This is a genomic window from Acidovorax sp. JG5, from assembly GCF_017939685.1.
Classification (GTDB): Bacteria; Pseudomonadota; Gammaproteobacteria; order Burkholderiales; family Burkholderiaceae_C; genus Acidovorax.
Map to the genome: position 1 here is coordinate 126117 of NZ_JAGKSE010000007.1, position 19785 is coordinate 145901.

The 19785-nt window shown below is 66.8% G+C and carries 13 protein-coding genes; 4 read left to right on the forward strand and 9 right to left on the reverse strand.

What is annotated here, in order from left to right; all coding sequences use genetic code 11:
* Nucleotides 1-249: 249 nt before the first annotated feature.
* The 5 genes from cobA to nirB form a co-directional block, all read right to left on the reverse strand.
* Nucleotides 250-1074, reverse strand: a complete 825-nt coding sequence (cobA, locus tag J8G26_RS10170; protein WP_087746852.1) for a uroporphyrinogen-III C-methyltransferase — start codon at nt 1072-1074, stop codon at nt 250-252.
* A complete protein-coding gene (gene ybiB, locus J8G26_RS10175; protein WP_210568831.1) occupies nt 1071-1994 on the reverse strand; it encodes a DNA-binding protein YbiB in 924 nt (307 codons plus the stop codon). Before ybiB ends, cobA begins: the two co-directional genes overlap by 4 nt.
* Nucleotides 1995-2157: 163 nt before the next feature.
* Entirely contained in the window at nt 2158-5004 is a 2847-nt protein-coding gene (locus J8G26_RS10180) for a nitrate reductase (RefSeq protein WP_210568832.1), read from the reverse strand.
* An 891-nt stretch (nt 5005-5895) separates the two neighbouring features.
* Nucleotides 5896-6279 (reverse strand): nitrite reductase small subunit NirD, encoded by a 384-nt coding sequence (gene nirD / locus J8G26_RS10185; protein WP_210568833.1) that lies wholly within the window; start codon nt 6277-6279, stop codon nt 5896-5898.
* Nucleotides 6280-6350: 71 nt separating this feature from the next.
* A complete protein-coding gene (gene nirB, locus J8G26_RS10190; RefSeq protein WP_210568834.1) occupies nt 6351-8798 on the reverse strand; it encodes a nitrite reductase large subunit NirB in 2448 nt (815 codons plus the stop codon).
* On the opposite strand from nirB, the gene J8G26_RS10195 reads away from it, so the two are divergent.
* Complete coding sequence (locus tag J8G26_RS10195) at nt 8761-9012, forward strand: hypothetical protein (RefSeq protein WP_143218454.1); 252 nt, start codon at nt 8761-8763, stop codon at nt 9010-9012. The genes nirB and J8G26_RS10195 overlap by 38 nt on opposite strands.
* 145 nt (nt 9013-9157) lie before the next feature.
* Here the strand turns inward: J8G26_RS10195 and J8G26_RS10200 are convergent, their stop codons facing one another.
* From J8G26_RS10200 to J8G26_RS10210, 3 genes are all read right to left on the reverse strand, one after another.
* Nucleotides 9158-10657 carry an efflux transporter outer membrane subunit gene (locus tag J8G26_RS10200; protein ID WP_246881342.1) on the reverse strand — a complete coding sequence of 500 codons (1500 nt, stop codon included), beginning with the start codon at nt 10655-10657 and terminating at the stop codon, nt 9158-9160.
* A 74-nt stretch (nt 10658-10731) separates the two neighbouring features.
* Nucleotides 10732-13890: an efflux RND transporter permease subunit gene (locus tag J8G26_RS10205; RefSeq protein WP_210568836.1), complete on the reverse strand. Its 3159-nt coding sequence runs from the start codon at nt 13888-13890 to the stop codon at nt 10732-10734.
* Between the two features lie 13 nt (nt 13891-13903).
* Nucleotides 13904-15220: an efflux RND transporter periplasmic adaptor subunit gene (locus tag J8G26_RS10210; RefSeq protein WP_210568837.1), complete on the reverse strand. Its 1317-nt coding sequence runs from the start codon at nt 15218-15220 to the stop codon at nt 13904-13906.
* 173 nt (nt 15221-15393) lie between these two features.
* Here J8G26_RS10210 and baeS point away from each other — a divergent pair, with 173 nt between their 5' ends.
* Together baeS and J8G26_RS10220 are read left to right on the forward strand one after the other, a co-directional pair.
* Nucleotides 15394-16830 carry a sensor histidine kinase efflux regulator BaeS gene (baeS, locus tag J8G26_RS10215; RefSeq protein ID WP_210568838.1) on the forward strand — a complete coding sequence of 479 codons (1437 nt, stop codon included), beginning with the start codon at nt 15394-15396 and terminating at the stop codon, nt 16828-16830.
* 50 nt (nt 16831-16880) lie between these two features.
* On the forward strand, nt 16881-17561 hold the full coding sequence (locus tag J8G26_RS10220; RefSeq protein ID WP_349238318.1) for a response regulator: 681 nt from the start codon (nt 16881-16883) through the stop codon (nt 17559-17561).
* Between the two features lie 121 nt (nt 17562-17682).
* Here J8G26_RS10220 and J8G26_RS10225 read toward each other — a convergent pair whose 3' ends face one another.
* The gene (locus J8G26_RS10225; protein WP_210568839.1) at nt 17683-18642 is read right to left on the reverse strand and encodes a bile acid:sodium symporter family protein; all 960 of its coding nucleotides are present in this window, start codon (nt 18640-18642) and stop codon (nt 17683-17685) included.
* 361 nt (nt 18643-19003) lie between these two features.
* Between J8G26_RS10225 and J8G26_RS10230 the strand changes: the two genes are divergently transcribed.
* The gene (locus J8G26_RS10230; protein ID WP_087746834.1) at nt 19004-19624 is read left to right on the forward strand and encodes a DUF937 domain-containing protein; all 621 of its coding nucleotides are present in this window, start codon (nt 19004-19006) and stop codon (nt 19622-19624) included.
* The last annotated feature ends 161 nt before the right edge of the window (nt 19625-19785 follow it).

The window sequence follows — 19785 nt, forward strand, 5'->3', positions numbered from 1 at the left end:
CTCTGTTCGCTTGACAGAAGTCATGTCCTTGCGCGGCAGGATGGTTCAGAGCCTGCAAGCATTGAGCGGCACGGATGCAGCTTGCCGATGGGCATGGGCAGCATTTCCACCGAATCGGCATCGAACGGACGCACAGGCGCACCAGGCGCGCTCCGTCTGGGCCTTGGTGCAGGCGCTCGATCTTCAAGCCCTGTACGCGCAGTTCCGCGCCGTTTTCAGGGGCAAGCGCAGTTGGCGGACTTGGGGGGCTCAGCCCGCGCGCAGCGCCATCGACGGCACATCGGACGACGCCAGCGCCACGCCCTGCACCACATCGCCCACCACGATCACCGAGGGGCTGGCCAGCTTTTCACGCGTGATGGTGGCGTGCAGCCGGCCCAGCGTGGTGATGGCATGGCGTTGCTGGGGCAGGCTGGCGTGCTGGATGATGGCCACGGGGGTGTCGGCCGGCAGGCCGGTGAGCAGCTCTTGCTCAATGTGCCCCGCGCCGCTGACACCCATGTAGATCACCAGCGTCAGCCGGGCGTTGCGCGCGGTGGCGGCCAGCTGGCGCCAGTCGGTGCCAGCGTCGCCGGGCTTGGCGTGGCCCGTGATGAAGACCACGCCATGCGCATGCGCGCGGTGCGTGAGCGGTGCGCCAAGCGAGGTCAGCCCCGCTAGCCCCGCCGTGATGCCGTTGACCACCGTGACCGGCACCCCGGCGGCACGCAGGTGCTCCACCTCTTCGCCGCCGCGGCCGAAGATGAACGGGTCGCCCCCTTTGAGGCGCACCACGTTTTCGCCTTCGTTCACGGCCATGAGCATCAGCTTTTCGATGAAGGCCTGCGGCGTGCTCTTGCAGCCGCCGCGTTTGCCCACATAGACGATGCGTGCCGTGGGCGATGCGTGCGCCACGATGGCATCGCTCACCAAGTCGTCCACCAGCAGCACGGTGGCCGCCTGGATGGCCTTGAGCGCCTTGATGGTCAGCAGTTCCGGGTCGCCAGGGCCTGCGCCGACCAGAGTGCAGCTGCCGCCGGTGCCCAGGTGGGGTTTGGCTGTGGGCGATGTGGTGGAAGGCGTGGGGCGGCTCATGGGGATGTCTCCGAAACGGTTTGATCAGCAAGTCGCAAGATATGTTCCACCTGCCGTTCGATGGCGGGCGGCACGGGCAATTCACCGGCCAGCACGCGCTGTGTGTAGGTGGCGGTAGTGGCCACGTCGATGTCGGTGGGCAGCCCGGTGACCTCGCTGGCCGTGCCCGGCTGTTGTTCTTCGAGCACGGTGTGCACGCCGTGCACAAAGCCGTCATAGCGGGGTGTGCGGCGCGGGTCGGTGGCCACTTCGCCTTCGAGCCCGCGCGAGAGCAGCGCGCTGGTGCCCAGCGTGCAAAAGGTGGTGCGCAGCATCTCGAAATATTCGGGGTGGGTGTAAGCCGTGACCACCACCGAAGGCCCCGCGCAGGGCGCCATCAGCTTGACGACGCTGTGCCCCGGGTTGCGCAGGCCCACCACTTCGCGCACCGACAGCAGCCGTGCCAGGCCCGCATGCAGGTGCTGCGTAGGGATATGGCGCACCGTTCCATTTGCTATCTTTTCGGGAGCTGCTAGCGCAAGTACATCAAGCGCTGCAAGCACATCCGATGCCAAAATTCGCCGCGCCTCGGTGCGCATGCCGTGCAGCAGCACGGGCAGGCCCTTGCGCGCCAGCAGCAGCGCCAGCAGCGGCGTCAGCACCGGCAGCTTGCGTGCGCCGTTGTAGCTGGGCAGCACGATCAGCGGCCGGTCGCTGGCGGGCAGCAGCGCCAGGCGCTGGTGGGTGGCATCCAGAAAGCCGCACATCTCCTCGGGTGTTTCGCCCTTGATGCGCATGGCGATGCAGAACGCACCGATCTCCAGGTCGCTCACCGTGCCGTCCAGCACCTGGCCGAACAGGTCGGCTGCCTGCTCGCGCGACAGCGGCTTGGCGCCGCGCGCGCCGCGCCCGATCTCTTTGATGTACTGGCTAATGCCCATGGTTTTGGTTGGCGGGATGGGTGCAACAGGGCTCCAGCGTCGTTATCTCGGCTTGCCGTACGCAAGTACTGTCTGCGCCGAGATGCCTAGGAGCCCTGTTGCACCCATCCTGATGCTGTGGGTGATTTGTTTGCTATTTTCCTTGAGTGCAGACAACTTTTGGTTATATGGTGGCCTGCGCCGTTGCAGGGGTTGCGAGCGGCCCGGTGGCGCGCACCATGCGCTTGAGCTCGGGCACGCACGAGCCGCAGTGGGTGCCGCAGCGCAGCTTGCCTTGCAACTGGGCCAGGCGGTCGTCGTCGGTGCCGTGGCAGTGCGCCAGTTCGGCGGTGATGGCGGCGTCCGTTACGTTCAGGCAGGTGCACACCGGCTTGCCGCGCGACTGCACGGCCACGGGGGCCTTGGCGCCGGGCACGAGCAGCAGGCGGCCGTAGGTCTGTGCGGGCAGTTCTTCCTGCAGCAGGGTCTTGAGCCATCCTTCGGCGCTGGTATCGCCTGCGAGCACGACGCCTTCGAGCGTGGTGTTGTCGCCCTGGCGCGCCAGCCGTGCGGCCCGGCGCTGGCCGCGCTTTTTGTCGGCATAACGCAGCGTGTCGGCGCCCGCCATGCCCAGCAGGGTTTCGATCTGGGCGATCAAGGCGTCGGGCGGTGCTTCGTGAGCGGCGGCGCGCAGCAGCACGCCGGTGCGCTCGCGGCCCGGCTCGTCCAGCGGGGTGTTGTTGCTGAAGGGCATGCAGCTCGTGAACTGGAATGCGGAGAACTGCGCCATCAGCGCAGACAGCGCCTCGCGCGTGGCCTGGGCGCTGTCGGCGGGCAGCCACGCCATGGCCAGCAGCGTCCACGGCAGTTCGGCCTTGAGCACCTTGACGGCGGCGTGTTTCAGCTCCGGCTGTTTGGAGGTGGGGCAGAACGCAGACGTGGTGAGCGCATTCACACCCGCCAGCCGCTCGCCGGTGGACGAGATGCCGCTCAAGAATTCGCTGCCCCAGTGCATCGCCATGAACACCTGCGACAGGCCCAGCGTGGTGTCGGCCTGCACGGGCACCACGATGGAGCCGCGCTTGCTGGTCACATGCACCAGGTCGCCGCTGGCCAGCTTGCGCCGCTCCATGTCCTGCGGGTGCATCTGCAGGCTGGGTTCGGCCACATGGCCAAACAGGCGGCCCAGCGTGCCGGTGCGGGTCATGCCGTGCCACTGGTCGCGCAGGCGGCCGGTGGTCAAGCTGAAGGGGTAGCGCGATTCGCGTTGTTCGGCCGTGGGCTGCCATGCATGCGCAGCAAAACGCGCGCGGCCGTCGGTGGTGGGGAAGATGCCGTCTTCGTACAGGCGGGCCTTGCCCGTGGCGGCGTCTGCAGCGAACGGCCACTGCTGCGGGCCTTGGGATTCGAGCATCTCCCACGACAGGCCGGTGATGTCCAGGTCGCGCCCGCGCGTGCTTTCGCGGTGTTCGTTCCACACGGCCTCGGCGCCCTGGTTGGCGTGGTCGGTGGTGTAGGGGAACAGCGTGGGCTGGCCGGGCCGCAGGCGTGCCTCCAGCTGGTGCGCAAACTGCACCGCGATGGCCCAGTCGTGGCGTGCCGCACCGGGCGCGGGCACGGCGGGGCGCACGCGCGAGATGCGGCGCTCGCTGTTGGTCACGGTGCCGGTCTTCTCGCCCCAGGTGGTGGCGGGCAGCAGCAGGTCGGCATAGGCACAGGTCTCGGCCGTGGCAAAGGCTTCCTGCACCACCACGAATTCGGCGCGCTGCAGCGCGCGGCGCACGGTGGCCTGGTCGGGCATGCTCTGCGCCGGGTTGGTGCAGGCAATCCACAGGGCCTTGATCTCGCCATCGGCGGCGGCCTGGAACATCTCCACCGCCGTCTTGCCCGGCTTGGATGGCACATCGGCCACGCCCCACAGTGCGGCCACTTCGGCGCGGTGCTGGGGAAGGCCCAAGTCGCGGTGGGCGCTGAGCAAGTTGGCCATGCCACCCACCTCGCGGCCGCCCATGGCGTTGGGCTGGCCGGTCAGGCTGAACGGGCCCGCGCCGGGTTTGCCGATCTGCGCAGTGGCCAGGTGCAGGTTGATGAGTGATGCGTTCTTGGCCGTGCCGCTGCTGCTCTGGTTCAGGCCTTGGCAGTACAGGCTCAGGGTCGCTTTGGAGGTCGCGAACCACTTTGCCGCCGTGGTCAGGTCGGCCACGCTGATGCCGCAGGTCTGCGCCACGCGCTCTGGAGTGCAGTCGCGCACCAACGCCTTGAGTTCGTCAAAGCCCGTGGTGTGCGCGGCGATGTAATTGGCGTCGATCCAGCCCTCCCACAGCATCAGGTGCAGCATGCCGTTGAACAGCATCACGTCGCTGCCGGGCTGGATGGGCAAGAACAGGTCGGCCATGCCGGCGGTGTCGGTGCGGCGCGGGTCGGCCACGATGACCTTCATGCCGGGGTTGGCGGCGCGTGCGTCTTCAATGCGCCGGAACAGGATGGGGTGCGCCCAGGCCGCATTGCTGCCCACGATGAACAGGCACTGCGCGTGGTTCACGTCGTCGTAGCAGGCGGGCGGTGCGTCGGCGCCCAGGGTCTGTTTGTAGCCCGCCACGGCGCTGCTCATGCACAGGCGCGAGTTGGTGTCGATGTTGTTGGTGCCGATCAGGCCCTTGGCGAGCTTGTTGAAGACGTAGTAGTCCTCGGTGAGCAACTGGCCGCTGACGTAAAAGCCCACGGCGTCGGGGCCGTGTTGGGCGATGGTTGCTGCGAATTTTTCGGCGGCCAGGGTGAGGGCTGCGTCCCAGGTCACGGGCAGGGCGGCCTCGTTGCGTTGTGCGCGGTGCAGGGGGTGCAGCAGGCGGGTTTGCAGGGTGATGGGGCTGGTGGCGGTGAGGTGCAGGGTGGAGCCCTTGGTGCACAGGCGGCCGAAGTTGGCGGGGTGGCTGGGGTCGCCGCGCACGCCGGTGATCTGGGGGCCTTCGGATTCGATGATCACGCCGCAGCCTACGCCGCAGTAGGGGCAGGTGGATTGGGTTTCTTGCATGGCGTGGGTTCTTCAGTGTTTTTGGGCTCTGGCGCTTTTGTGTCAAGCGTTGGTAGCTATTGTTTTGATGGTTTTTTGCGTGCTTTTTTGAGGGTGGGGGCCGGGTCTCGGCCCGGCGGCCGACTCACTTTCTTTTGCTTCGCCAAAAGAAAGTAAGCAAAGAAAAGGCGACCCACAGTCTGCGACCCCTTCGGGGCAAACCTGCGGCGGTGCGGTTGCGGGGTGCGCCGTGGAACTCGCTTTGCGCTGCGCGCGCCGCTCGGACAACCACGGCGAGTCAGATGACGAGGCATGCGCGCTTCGACGCGCATGCTCACCCCGCAACCGCACCGCCGCAGGCGCAGCCAGATGGGGGGAACCACCGGACAGCCGAACAGCCCAACATCCACACGGGCCTTTGCTGCGCTCGGCCCCGTCTCGCGGGCGCAAGTGCCACGCGCTGCGCAACCTGGGCCGAGCGCAGCGATGGCCCGTGTGGCTGTTGGCTCCCAAACCCTTCTGGATGCGCCTGGGGCGCGCAGGGCGCGGGGTGGCGGGTGTGCCGCAGGACACACCCGCTTCGTCATCTGACTCGCCGTGGTTGTCCGAGCGCAGCGCGCCAGCGCGCAGTGAGTTCCACGGCGCACCCCGCGCACGAGCACCCCANCATCTGACTCGCCGTGGTTGTCCGAGCGCAGCGCGCCAGCGCGCAGTGAGTTCCACGGCGCACCCCGCGCACGAGCACCCCAGGTTGCCCGCAGCGAAGCGGAGGGTCGCAGACAGCAGGGTCGCCTTTCTTTTGGGTACTTTTCTTTGGCGAAGCAAAGAAAAGTGCCTCGCCCGCCGGGGCGAGACCCGGCCCCCACCCTCAGCAAAGGCACACCACCAAAAATAGGCAAACCCGCAAACATCTCAAACCCCAGCCACCCGCCGCGCAGGCCCGGCCACAGGCCGCGTCAGATCGGTAGCCACAGACGCCAGCTCATCGGCATCCAGATACACCCCCCCATCCTCCACCTTCACCGCAAACTTCGGCGTACACCCCTCATCCGGCGCAGCCGCCTGCCCGTCGCACAAGCCAATCGTCCAGTTGTGCATGGGGCACGCCACCTGCGTGCCAAACACAATGCCCTGGCTCAGCGGGCCGCCCTTGTGGGGGCAGCGGTCCAGCAGGGCAAACACGCCGCCCGCATCGTTGCGGAACACCGCCACATCCAGGCCTTTGTCGCGGGCCACGCGGCGGGAGCCGAGCACGGGGATGTCGTCCACGCGGCAGATCAGTTTCCATTCGCTCATTGCTATTCCTTTGGTAGCTGTTAGCGCTTATCCATAAAGCGCTAGAGGCACTTTTGATTGAAAAGTTGGGGTCAAGCCACGGCGATCGGGATGAACTGGCGCGTGTCCACCGCTGCCTTGTCAAACTCGAACCACGGGTCGGGCTCGCCATCCAGCGCAAACTGCAGCTGCTCCCACAGCGCCTTGCGGCCTGCGTGGTCTTCGAGGATGCGTTTTTTCACATAGTCCAGGCCCACGCGGCTCACGTAGTGCACGGTGCGCTCCAGGTACCAGCCTTCCTGGCGGTACAGCTCGCAAAATGCGCCGGTGTACTCCAGCACTTCTTCAGCGGTTTTCAGCTTGGTGAAGAAGTGCGCCACCTCGGTCTTGATGCCGCCGTTGCCGGCCACGTACATCTCCCAGCCGCTGTCCACGCCGATGATGCCCACGTCCTTGATGCCGGCCTCGGCGCAGTTGCGCGGGCAGCCGCTCACCGCAAACTTGACCTTGTGCGGGGCATACATGCGCCACATGGCGCGCTCCAGGTCCTTGCCCATCTGCGTGCTGTCTTGGGTGCCCATGCGGCACCACTCGCTGCCCACGCAGGTCTTCACGGTGCGCAGCGCCTTGGCATAGGCGTGGCCGCTGGGCATGCCGATGTCCTTCCACACGTTGACCAGGTCTTCCTTCTTCACGCCCAGCAAATCGATGCGCTGGCCGCCCGTGACCTTGATGGTGGGGATGTGGTACTTGTCGGCCGCATCGGCAATGCGGCGCAGCTCGTCGGCCGTGGTCTCTCCCCCCCACATGCGGGGGATGACGCTGTAGGTGCCGTCTTTCTGGATGTTGGCGTGGCTGCGCTCGTTGATGGCGCGGCTTTGCGGGTCGTCCTTGGCGTCCTTGGGCCAAGTGCTGATGAGGTAGTAGTTGACGGCGGGGCGGCAGGTGGCGCAGCCGTTGGGCGTCTTCCACTCCATGAATCGGAACACGTCGCCAATGCTCAGCAGCTTGTTGGCGCGGATCGCGTCGCGCACGGCCTGGTGCCCATGGTCGGTGCAGCCGCACAGGGCCTTGGTCTTGGGTGTGGCGCTGTAGTCGCCACCGGCGGTGAACATGATGATCTGCTCAACCAGCCCGGTGCACGAACCGCAACTCGCGCTGGCCTTGGTGTGCTTGCGCACTTCATCGAGCGTGAACAGGCCCTTGTCCTTGATGGCCTTGCAGATGGCGCCCTTGGTCACGCCGTTGCAGCCGCAGACCTCGTCGGTGTCGGCCATGGCGGCGGCCTTGCTCTGGCCCTGGTGGCCGGTGTCACCCAGGTGCGATTCGCCAAACATCAGCTTGTCGCGGATGTCGGTCACGCTGCGGCCATCGCGCAGCAGCTTGAAGTACCAGCTGCCGTCCACGGTGTCGCCATACAGGCAGGCGCCCACCAGCTTGTCGTCCTTGATGACGAGCTTTTTGTACACGCCGCCAAAGGGGTCGCTCATCACGATCTCTTCGGTGTTCTCGCCGCCCTGGAAGTCGCCCGCGCTGAACAGATCGATGCCCGTCACCTTGAGCTTGGTGGACGTGAGCGAGCCCTGGTAGCGGCCAATGCCGAATTCGGCCAAATGGTTGGCCAGCACCTTGCCTTGCTCAAACAGCGGGGCTACCAGGCCATAGGCAATGCCCCGGTGCGCGGCGCATTCACCCACGGCGTAGATGCGGGCGTCGGTGGTGGTCTGCAGCGTGTCGCTCACCACAATGCCGCGGTTCACGTGCAGGCGCATTTTCTCGGCCAAGGCCGTGTTGGGGCGGATGCCCACGGCCATCACCACCAGGTCGGCGGGCACCTCGGTGCCGTCCTTGAACTTGACGCTGGCCACGCGGCCCTCGGCGTTGCCCACCAGCTCTTGGGTCTGCGCTTTCATCAAGAACTGCATGCCGCGCTCTTGCAGCGACTTTTGCAGCATCTTGCCGGCCACGTCGTCCAACTGGCGCTCCATCAGCCAGTCGCCCACATGCACCACGGTCACCGTCATGCCGCGCTTCATCAGGCCGTTGGCGGCCTCCAGGCCCAGCAGGCCGCCGCCGATCACCACGGCGTGCTTGTACGTGGCGGCGGCGTCGATCATGGCCTGGGTGTCGGCAATGTCGCGGTAGGCCAGCACGCCCTGCAGGTCTTTGCCGGGGATGGGCAGGATGAAGGGGTTGGAGCCGGTGGCGATGATGAGGCGGTCGTATTCGGCAGTAATGGTTTCGCCTGCTGCATTGGTGGCATGGACGATGCGGCGCACGCGGTCCACGTCGGTCACGGTGAAGCCGGTGTGCAGTGTGATGTGGTGGTCGGCATACCACTGCCAGTCGTTGAGGATGATCTCGTCGATGGTCTGCTCGCCCGCCAGCACGGGCGACAGCAGGATGCGGTTGTAGTTGGGGTGCGGCTCGGCGCCGAATACCGTGATGTCGTACAGGTCGGGCGCAATTTTGAGCAGCTCTTCGAGCGTGCGCACACCGGCCATGCCGTTCCCCACCATCACCAGCCTGGATTTTTTCATCGTGACCCCCGTAGGCGTTTCGGAAAAACAAAAAGGCGTCCGCACGGTGCGCTGGCTTGGTAGCCAACACTCGCAGGGACGCCATCGTCTTCGTCAGCCCAACACGCCATTGCACCGGGCCAACCATGTGGCCTACCTCGGCCACGCCCAGGGTGATGCAAGGCTTGTGCCAGCGATGGTGGAAATGGATGTTTTTGGTGAAATAGGGCTGTAGCGCTTATGTATAAAGCGCTAATAGCTATCAATAATGTAGCTAATGTGAAAAACGGGCATGCATTGCCGGTGCAAGGCCTGCGTGGCGGTTGGGCCAGCTTGGTGCATGTGCACCACGAGGCGCCAGAAACCTTCGCGCACCTGATTCAGGTGCCGGGCACCGGGGCGCTGTCATCCGTGGCGGTGTCGGTCCAGTTGCCTCCCAGCACCTTGTACAGCGTGATGCGGTTGGCCTGCTCGGCCAGCGCCAGTCCAATCAGGGTTTGCTGCGCGGTGTACAGCGAGCGCTGGGCGTCCAGCACGGGCAGGTAGCTGTCGGCGCCCAGGCGGTAGCGTGCTTCGGACAACTGCAGCGCTTTCAGCGTGGCCGCTTGCAGCGATTGCTGGGCCTGCAGGCGCTCGGCCAGCGTGGCGCGGTCGGCCAGGGCATCGGCCACTTCACGGAATGCGGTTTGCACGGCCTTGTCGTATTGGGCCAGGGCGGTGTCGCGCGCGGTTTCGGCGATCTGGAGGTTGGCGCGGTTGCGGCCCGCATCAAAGATGGGCAGGCGGATCTGCGGCGCAAAACTCCAGGTGCCGTTGCCGCCGTCGAACAGGCCCGACAGTGCGTTGCTGGCGGTGCCCGCCGACGCCGTGAGCGTGATGCTGGGGAAGAACGCGGCGCGGGCCGCGCCAATGCTGGCGTACGCGCCGCGCAGCGTGTACTCGGCGGCGCGCACGTCGGGGCGGTTGAGCAGCACCGACGAGGGCAGATCGGCCGGCACCGCCAGCAAAGTGGCGGCGGGCTCCGCGAGGCGGGGGGTGGATGCCGCCGACGTTGTTGCCGGCGCCGGCGTGGCCTGGGCGGGCGACGCCTCTGGCGCCACGGTTGCCGGGTTTGCGCCATCGGGCAGCAGGGCCGCAGGTACCGGCGCGCCGGCCAGCAGGGCCAGCGCATTGCGGTCGCGCGCCACCTGGCTGGTGAAGGTGGCCACATCGGCGCGGGCGGCGTCCACGGTGGTCTGGGTTTGCGCCAGCGTCAGGCCCGAGGCGGCGCCCAGTTCGTAGCTGCGCTCTGTCAGCTCGTACGACTTCTGGCGGCTGCGCAAGGTGTCTTGCGCCAGTTGCAGGCGCCGGCCATCGGCGTCCAGCGTGAGCCAGGCATTGGTCACCTCGGCCACCAGGCTCAGCTGCACGCTGCGGCGGTTTTCGGTGGTGCGCAAAAACTCTTGCAGCGCGGCCTCATTGAGGTTCTTCACCCGGCCAAACAGGTCGATCTCGTAGCTGCTGAACCCGAGCTGCGCGCTGTACTGGCTGCTGGTAGGCGAGCGGCCGCTGGTGGTCAGGTCCGCGGCCGTGCGCGTGCGGGTGCCGGCGCCGGTGGCGCCCACGGCAGGGAAACGGTTGGACTGCTCCACGCCGTATTGCGCGCGGGCCTTCTCGATGGCCAGCACCGCCACGCGCAGGTCGCGGTTGTTCTGCAGCGCCAGCGCCACCAACTCGCGCAGGCGCGGCTCCTGCAGAAATTCCTGCCAGCCCATGGGGCCGGTCTCGGGCGCCAGTGCGGTGCCTTCCGCTCCGTTCGTGGCGGCCAGCGTGGCTGGCACGGGCAGCGTGGGGCGCGCATAGTCTGGTGCCAGGCTGGTGCAGCCCGCCAGTGCCAGCATTGTCAGCAGGGTTAGCGCGCCTGCGGTGGTGGTGCGCACCAGGGCGCGGCCCGTCAGCAGGGTAGGGGTGCGGCTCATGCGGGGGCTCCGGGTTCGTTGGCAGGCTGCTTGGCCTTGCGGTCGGCAAAATAACCGCGAATCAGGACAAAGAACACCGGTACAAAAAAGATGCCCAGCACGGTGGCGGAAATCATGCCGCCCAGCACGGCCGTGCCAATGGCCTGGCGCCCGCCGGCCCCCGCGCCGCTGCCCAGGGCCAGGGGCAGCACGCCAAAACCAAACGCCAGCGAGGTCATCAAGATGGGCCGCAGCCGCAGGCGCACGGCCTCCAGCGTGGCGTCGACCACGCTTCTGCCCTGGGCCTGCAGCTGGGTGGCGAACTCGACGATCAAAATGGCGTTCTTGGATGAAAGCCCCACGGTGGTGAGCAGCCCCACCTGAAAGTACACGTCGTTCGACAGTCCCCGAAACCCGATGCCCAGCAGCGCTCCGACAATGCCCAGCGGCACCACCAAAATGACCGAGAACGGCACCGACCAGCTTTCGTACAGCGCCGCCAGGCACAGGAACACGAACAGAATCGACACCGCATACAGCAGCGGCGCCTGCGAGCCCGACAGCCGCTCCTGGAACGAGGCGCCGGTCCACTCGTAGCCAATGCCCGGGGGCATTTCCTTCATGATGTTTTCGACCGCCGCCATGGCTGCGCCCGAACTCACGCCCGCCGCCGCATTGCCCACGAACTCGTAGCTGGGGCTGCCGTTGTAGCGCTGCAGCTGGGGCGAGCCATAGGTCCAGCGGGTGCTCGAAAACGCCGAGAACGGCACCATCTGCCCCTGGTTGTTGCGCACCGTCCAGGGCGCCACGTCCTGCGGCAGCATGCGAAAGGGTGCGTCGCCCTGCATGTAAACCCGCTTGACGCGCCCCTTGTTCAGAAAGTCATTCACATAGGTGCCGCCCAGCGCGCTCGACAGGGTGTTGTTCACGTCCGCCGTGGCCAGGCCCAGGGCGCCGGCCTTGCTGTCGTCAATGTCCACGCCCAGCTGCGCGGTGTCATCGAGGTTGGTGCTGCGCGTGTTGCTCAGTTCGGGGCGCTGGGCTGCCAATTCGAGCACCTTGTCGCGCGCGGCCACCAACGCATCGTGGCCCAGGCCGTTCAAATCCTTGAGTTGGAAGTTGAAGCCCGCATTGGCCCCCAGCCCGCGCACGGCGGGCGGCAGCAGCACGAAAATGCGCGCATCGCGGATGGTGGCCAGGTCCTTGGTGGCCTTGCGGGCGATGGCGTCCGCGCTTTGGTCGGGGCGCGTGCGCTGGCTCCAGTTGGTCAGCCGCACAAAGCCGCGCGCCGAGCTCTGGTCGCCGCTGGAGCCGGTGATCGAGTTGAAGCTGATCACATCGGGCTGGGCGGCAAAGTACTTTTGCACCTGCGCCATCACGGCCTGCAGGCGGGCGTTGGACGAGCCCGGCGGCAAGGTGATCTGCACCGACACCGCGCCCTGGTCTTCATTGGGCAAAAACGAGGTGGGCAGGCGCAGGAACAGCACCGCCATGCCGGCGCAGATCAGCACATACACCAGCATCATGCGTTTGCCCCGGCGCACCACGCCACCCACGCCGCGCTGGTAGCGGTCGGCCGTGCGGTCAAAGCGGTGGTTGAAGCCGACAAAAAAGCGGTCGATCCAGCCTGCAATGCCCTTGCGCGGTGCGCCAAACGGGCTGTGCTGCCCCTTGGCAATGGGTTTGAGCAAGGTGGCGCACAGCGCGGGCGTGAGCGTCAGGGCCACCAGCACCGACAGCACCATGGCCGACACGATGGTGATGGAAAACTGCCGGTAGATGACGCCGGTGGAGCCGCCGAAGAACGCCATCGGGATGAACACCGCCGACAGCGTGAGCGCAATGCCCACCAGGGCCGGCGTGATCTCGGCCATCGATTTGCGCGTGGCCTCCTTGGGCGACAGGCCTTCCTCGCTCATCACGCGCTCGACGTTTTCCACCACCACGATGGCGTCGTCCACCAGCAGGCCAATGGCCAGCACCAGGCCGAACATGGTCAGGGTGTTGATCGAAAAGCCGGCCGCCGACAGCACGCCAAAGGTGCCCAGCAGCACCACGGGCACGGCAATCGCCGGGATCAGCGTGGCGCGGAAGTTCTGCAAAAAGACATACATCACCAGCACCACCAGCAGCATGGCCTCGATCAGGGCCTTGACCACCTCGTCGATGGAGGCGCTGACAAATGGCGTGGTGTCGTAACTGGTAAAGGGCTTGAGCTGGTAGGGGAAGAAGGGCTGCAGCTCGGCGATCTTGGCGTTCACGGCCTCGGCCACGGCCATGGCGTTGGCGCCATCAGCCAGCACCACCCCCATGCCGGCGCCGGGCTGGCCGTTCAGGCGCGAGGTGATGGTGAGGTTTTCTGCACCCAGCTCGATGCGCGCCACGTCTTTCAGGCGCACAGCGGCGCCGTCGGTGGTGGACTTGAGCACGATCTGCTCGAACTCTTCCTTGGTTTGCAGCTTGCTGCGCGCCGTGATGGTGGCGTTGAGTTGCTGCTCGCCCACGGCGGGCAGGGCACCGAGCTGGCCGGCCGACACCTGTGCGTTCTGCGCGTTGATGGCGCTGCCGATGTCGGACGGCATGAGTGCGTATTTTTCGAGCTTGCCCGGGTCGAGCCACACGCGCATGGCGTAGCCGGTGCCCAGCGTGAGCACGTCGCCCACGCCGTCAATGCGGCTGATCACGTCCACCAGATTGCTGGAAATATAGTCACCAATGTCCACCTGCGACACGCTGGGGTCGGGCGAGGTGAAGGTGATGATCATCAGGTAGTCGTTGCCGCCCTTGGTGACGGTGACCCCCCGGCTTTGCACGGCTGGCGGCAGGCGCGACATGGCCTGCTGCAGCTTGTTTTGCACCTGCACCTGGGCCACGTCGATGTTGGTCCCGGCGTTGAAGGTGAGCGTGGTGCGCGAGCTGCCCGAGGCGTCGCTGGTCGAGCCCATGTAGATCAGGTTATCGAGGCCCTTGAGCTGCTGCTCGATCACCTGCGTGACCGACTCTTCCACGGTCTTGGCCGACGCGCCGGTGTACAGGGCGCTGATCGACACCCGCGGCGGCGCGATGTCGGGGTATTGCTCCAGCGGCAATGTCTTGATGGACATGGCGCCGGCCAGCATGATGATGATGGCGATGACCCACGCGAAGATGGGCCGGTTGATGAAGAACTGTGCCATGGCGGACCGGCCCTTAGCGTGCGGCCGATGCGGCCGTGGCGGGGGCAGGCGCGGGCGCGGGCGCGGGCGTTGGCGTTGGCGTTGGCGTTGGCGTTGCGGTGGCAGCGCTGGTCGCCGCCATCGGCTTGGGTGCCACCTCGGTCGGCTTCACGGCATCGCCGGGCTTGATGCGCTGAAAGCCATCCACCACCACGCGATCGCCGGCCGCCAGCCCGCTGCCCACCAGCCAGCGGTTGCCCACCGCCGCTTCCACCGCAATCTTGCGCCGTTCGATCTTGTTGTCCGCATTGACCAGCAGCACGCTGGCATTGCCCGCCGTGTCGCGGTTCACGCCCTGCTGGGGCACCAGCAGCGCCTGTTCGTTGATGCCGGTTTCGAGCACCGCGCGCACATACATGCCAGGCATGAGCAGACCGTCGGGGTTGGGCACCACGGCGCGCAGCGTCACGGCGCCGGTGCCGGGGTTCACGCTCACGCCGGCAAACTGCAGCTTGCCGGGGTGGGGGTAGCGGCTGCCATCCTCCAGTTGCAGTGTGATGGCCGCCTCGGCCTGGCCGCTTTTTTGGATGCGCCCGCGCGCCAGGTCGCTTTTCAGGCGCAGCACCTCGGTGCTGGACTGGGTGACATCCACATACAGCGGATCGAGCTGCGAAATGGTGGTGAGTGCAGCAGCCTGGTTGGCAGTGACCAGTGCACCCGGCGTGACCGTGGAGGTGGTGGTGCGGCCTGAAATGGGCGCCTTGATGCGCGTGTAGCCCAGGTTGATGCGTGCGTTGTCCAGTGCGGCGCGGGCCACGGCCAGGTCGGAGCGGGCCTGCACCAGCGCGGCCTGGCTGTCGTCATACACCTGCCGGCTCACCGCGTCGATCTTCACCAGCTCGGCATTGCGCCGGGCGTTGACCTCGGCTGTGCCCACGCTGGCCTGCGCCTTGGCCACCGAAGCCTGGGCACTGGCCAGCGCCACTTCATACGGCGATGCATCGAGCTGGTACAGCACCTGGCCGGCCTTGACCTGCGCGCCTTCGGTGAACAGCCGCTGCTGCACGATGCCGCCCACCTGCGGGCGGATTTCGGCGCTGAGAAAGGCGCTGGTGCGGCCGGGCAGTTCGGTGGTGACGGTCTGGCGCTCGGGTTGCAGTGTGACCACGCCCACTTCGGCCGGTCCCTTGGGCGCCGCAGGCACTGTCTTGTCAGAGCAGGCGCCCACCAGCAATGCCAAGCCCGCCAAGGTGGCCACGGCCAGCCGGCGGGATGAGCGGGAGGTTTGCAGGGGCTTGGAGCAGGGGGACGGCTTTGGGGCAGGCAGGTGGTCTGTGAAAAGAGGGGTCATGGGCGCGCGCGGTCCTTGGTTGCGAAACATTCTGACGCAAAAAGTAGGAGGAACTTGGAAGTCTGCGGTGCCTGGGGATATGGCGCGCTCCGGGGCGCCGGCGGTGCTTTAATTCATGCGCTGCGCCCGCCGCCGTTGCTGCGGCCCATCTCCTTTCCAACGTGTCACCTGCCTTGCTCCGTCTCAAACCCGGCATCACGGCCAAGCTGTTTCTGGCCGTGCTGGCCACGGCCGTCTTTGTGGTCATGGCGATGACATTGGCGGCCCAGTGGAGTTTCAGCAGGGGGTTTCTGGGCTACATCAACGAGTTGGCCGGTGAGCGGCTGGAGGCTGCGCGTCCGCGCATCGTCCAGGCTTACCTGGCCCATGGCGCCAGCTGGGACTTCGTGCGCAATGACCGGCCCCGCTGGTTCCGGCTGTTCCGGCCTGCGGTGGGCGCCGACGAGCTGCAGTCCAGCCTTGCCAACCCGGGCGCGCGCCAACCCTCTGACCTGACCGGAGCCCTGTTGCGCGCCACGTTGCTCGATGCCGAAATGCAGTTCGTCGTGGGCCATCCCGATGTGCGGCCCCAGTCGCCGCGCTGGCCGCTGCAGGTAAACGGCACCACGGTCGGCTGGGTGGCCATCGCGCCGTTTGAAACCGTGAGCGCCGCCGGCGACGTACGGTTTGCGCAAAGCCAGTTCCGCGCCAGCTGGACCATGGGCGCGGTGTCGGTGTTGCTGGCGGCCCTGATCGCCCTGTGGGCCGCGCGCGCATTGCTGCGCCCGGTGCGGCAGGTGGCCGAGGCCACGCACCGGCTGGCGGCTGGCGACTACGCCACGCGCGTGGACATGGCCTCGCACGACGAGGTTGGCCAACTGGCCCGCGACTTCAACCGCCTGGCGGTCGCGCTGGAGCGCAACGAGCAGATGCGGCGCGATTTCATGGCCGACATCTCGCACGAGCTGCGTACGCCGCTCGGGGTGCTCAATGGCGAACTGGAAGCTCTGGAAGACGGGGTGCGCCCGATGACGCGGCAGTCGCTGCATTCGCTGCAGGCCGAAGTGGCTACGCTCAACAAGCTGGTCTGCGACCTGTATGACCTGTCGCTGGCCGACGCTGGCGCCATGACGCACCGGCCCGTGCCGGTGGACCTGGCCGGCGTGTTGCAGGCCAGCCTGGCATCGTTTCGTTCGCGCCTGGCCGAAGCCGGCATTGCGCTGGAGCTGCGGCTCGATGCCCGAGCGCTGGTGGTGGCCGCCGATGCGCGCCGGCTGGGGCAGCTCTTTGGCAACCTGCTCGAAAACGCGGTGCGCTACACCGATGCAGGCGGCACGCTGCGCGTGGCGGCCCGGTGCGAAGGCAGCGCCGTTGTGGTGGAGTTCTGCGACTCGGCCCCTGGCGTTGCGCCCGAGCACCTGCCGCGCCTTTTTGACCGCTTTTACCGCGTCGAGGCCTCGCGCAACCGCGCCAGCGGCGGGGCGGGCCTGGGCCTGGCCATTAGCCGCCGCATTGTTGAGGCGCACCATGGCGAGATCAGCGCCCACGCCTCGGTGCTGGGCGGGCTGTGCATCGCCATGCGGTTTGCGCTGCTGGCAGCGGATGCCTCGCAGCAAGGTGGCCCCGCGTGAATGCGTCCCTTGCCAGCGGCCTGCCATAGCCCGCCCATATCCCCGCCCATATCCTGGTGGTGGAAGACGAGCCCAAGATGGCGGCGCTGCTCATGGACTATCTGCACGCCGCCGGGCACCGGGCCGACTGGCTGGCCGATGGCCGCGAGGTCGCTGCGTTTGTGCAGGCCCGCCACCCCGACCTGGTGCTGCTGGACGTGATGCTGCCGGGGCGCGACGGCCTGCAGGTGTGCCGCGATCTGCGCGGCTTCAGCGATGTGCCCATCATCATGCTCACGGCCCGCGCCGACGAGGCCGATCGCCTGGCCGGTCTCGAGGGTGGCGCGGACGACTACATCTGCAAAACCCCCTTCAGCCCCCGCGAGATCGTGGCCCGGGTCAAGGCCATCCTGCGGCGCAGCCGGCGTGCGCAGGCCGACGTGGCGTCCGACGAGAAGGGGGCGGCATCCACGCTGCACATCGACGCGGCGGCCTATCGGGCCAGTTTTCATGGGGTGGCGCTGGAGCTGACGCCGGTCGAGTTCCGGCTGCTGCGGTCGCTGGCGGCCGTGCCGGGGCAGGTGCTGTCGCGCGAGGTGCTGCTCAACAAGCTGCACGATGACCGCCGCGCCGTCACCGACCGCGCCGTGGACGCCCACATCAAGAATCTGCGCCGCAAGCTGGAGCAGGCGGCGCCGGGCTGCGAGCCCATCCGGGCCGTCTATGGCGTGGGCTTTCGGCTGGAGCTGTAGCGGCCGCGCTGCAGGACCATGCCGGTCGGGGTGCCAAAATTCAAGTAAAAAATGCCTCTAGCGCTTATGGATAAAGCGCTAGAAGCTATCTAATTGATAGTGGTTTCCGGCCGCGTCGGCATCAGACTGGCTTGTTCGATGCGCTGGTGTCGTCCTCGTTGCGAAAGCGCTGGAACAGCGTGGCCACCAGCGGCCCCGAGATGTTGTGCCACACGCTGAAGATCGCGCTGGGCACGGCCGCCAGGGGCGAAAAATGCGCCGTGGCCAGCGCCACGCCCAGGCCCGAGTTCTGCATGCCCACCTCGATTGACAAGGCCTTGCGCTTGGAAACCTCCATGCCCGTCAGCTTGCCCAGCCAGTAGCCCAGCAACAGGCCCAGGCCGTTGTGCAACACCACCACGGCAAAGATCATCAGGCCGCTGGTGGCGATGCGGGCCTGGTTGCCCGCCACCACCGCCGCCACAATGGCCACGATGGCGGCCACCGACACCAGTGGCAGCACCGCAACGGCCGCTTTGACCTTGTCGCGCAGCAGCGACTGCGCCACCACGCCCAGGGCAATCGGCACCACCACCACCTGCACGATGGACCAGAACATGGCCGAGGCGCTCACCTCCAGCCACTGGCTGGCCAGCAGGTAGATGAGCGCGGGCGTCACCACCGGCGCCAGCAGCGTGGTCACCGAGGTGATGGCCACCGACAGCGCCACGTCGCCGCGGGCCAGAAAAGTCATCACATTCGACGCCGTGCCGCCGGGGCAGCAGCCCACCAGAATGACGCCCACGGCCACTTCGGGCGGCAGGTTCAGCACCTTGGAAAGCCCCCACGCCAGGCCCGGCATGATGATGAATTGGCCCAGCACGCCGATGGCCACGTCCAGGGGGCGCTTGGCGACTTCCTTGAAGTCGTCCTTCGAGAGCGTCAGCCCCATGCCGAACATGATGATGCCCAGCAGCGGCACGATGTAGGGACCGATCCATTTGAACTGGGCCGGTGCATAAAACGCCAGCACGGCGAACACAAGTACCCAAAGGGCAAACGTTTTGCCAACAAACTGGCTGAGGCGGGCAATGGCCTGCATGGTGCATATCCTTGTAAGGCGCGGCGGTCGCGGCAACGCGGGTGCTGGCGTGCAGCACGCGGGCAGCGCAACGGCTGCGAAAGCTCGAATGGGTGGAGGCCTGTGAACGCCGCGCGGTACGCGGCGATGGACATGCACAGTGCGCAGGTGTGGCGCGCACAGCGTGCAACTGCCTGCAACAACCGGGTGGGTTGTTGCAGCGGCTCTAGGGTTAACCCTGATTTTAGAGGGTGTTTAATCCCTTGTCCTGGGCTCGGTTGTTGGCCGGACAAGGAGGCGCAGCGGTGTTCGATGTCACTTATTGCGCCTACCATGTCTGCCGGGCCCGGTGGCCCGTGCATTTTTTGAAAGGATGCCTGTCATGAACTCCCCCGCTTCCCTTGTTGACGAATTGATGGCCCAGCTTCAGGGCGCCCCGCTGCAGCAGATGGCCCAGCAACTGGGCACCAGCCCGGAGCAAACCGAGGGCGCCGTGAGCGCGGCCCTGCCGCTGCTGCTGGGCACGCTGGGGCGCAATGCGGCCCAGCCCCAGGGCGCGATGGACCTGTTTGGCGCCTTGCAGCGCGACCACAGCGGCAGCCCCGATCTGGGCGGGTTGCTGGGTTCGCTGCTAGGTGGTGGTGGCAGTGCGGGCGGCGGCGCGCCTGACGGCGCGGCCATTCTGGGCCACATTTTTGGCGGCAACCAGCAGCGTGCCGAGGCCGGCTTGGGCCAGGCCACGGGGCTGGGTGCCAATGCCGGGCAGTTGCTGCAGATGCTGGCACCCATCGTGATGTCGTTTCTGGCGCAGCGCATGGGCTCTGGCGGCATGGACGCCGGCGGCCTGGGCCAGGTGCTGGGCCAGGAGCAGGCGCGGGTGCAGCAGCAGGGCGGCCTGGGCGGTGGTTTGCTGGGCGGCCTGCTCGACCAGGATGGTGACGGCCAGGTGGGGCTGGGCGACCTGCTCAAGATGGGCGGCAGCCTGCTGGGTGGACGGCGCTGAAGCGTCGTTGATTGCTCTGTTTTTGATAGCTTTTGGCGCTTTGTAGATAAGCGCTGGAAGCCAATTTGATCAAAAAATTAATGTGCGGCGCCAAGGGGCGATGCGGTGTTGCCAGATGCCGCCAAACGCAGGCCTTGGCAATGCCGGTGTTGCGCGCAGGG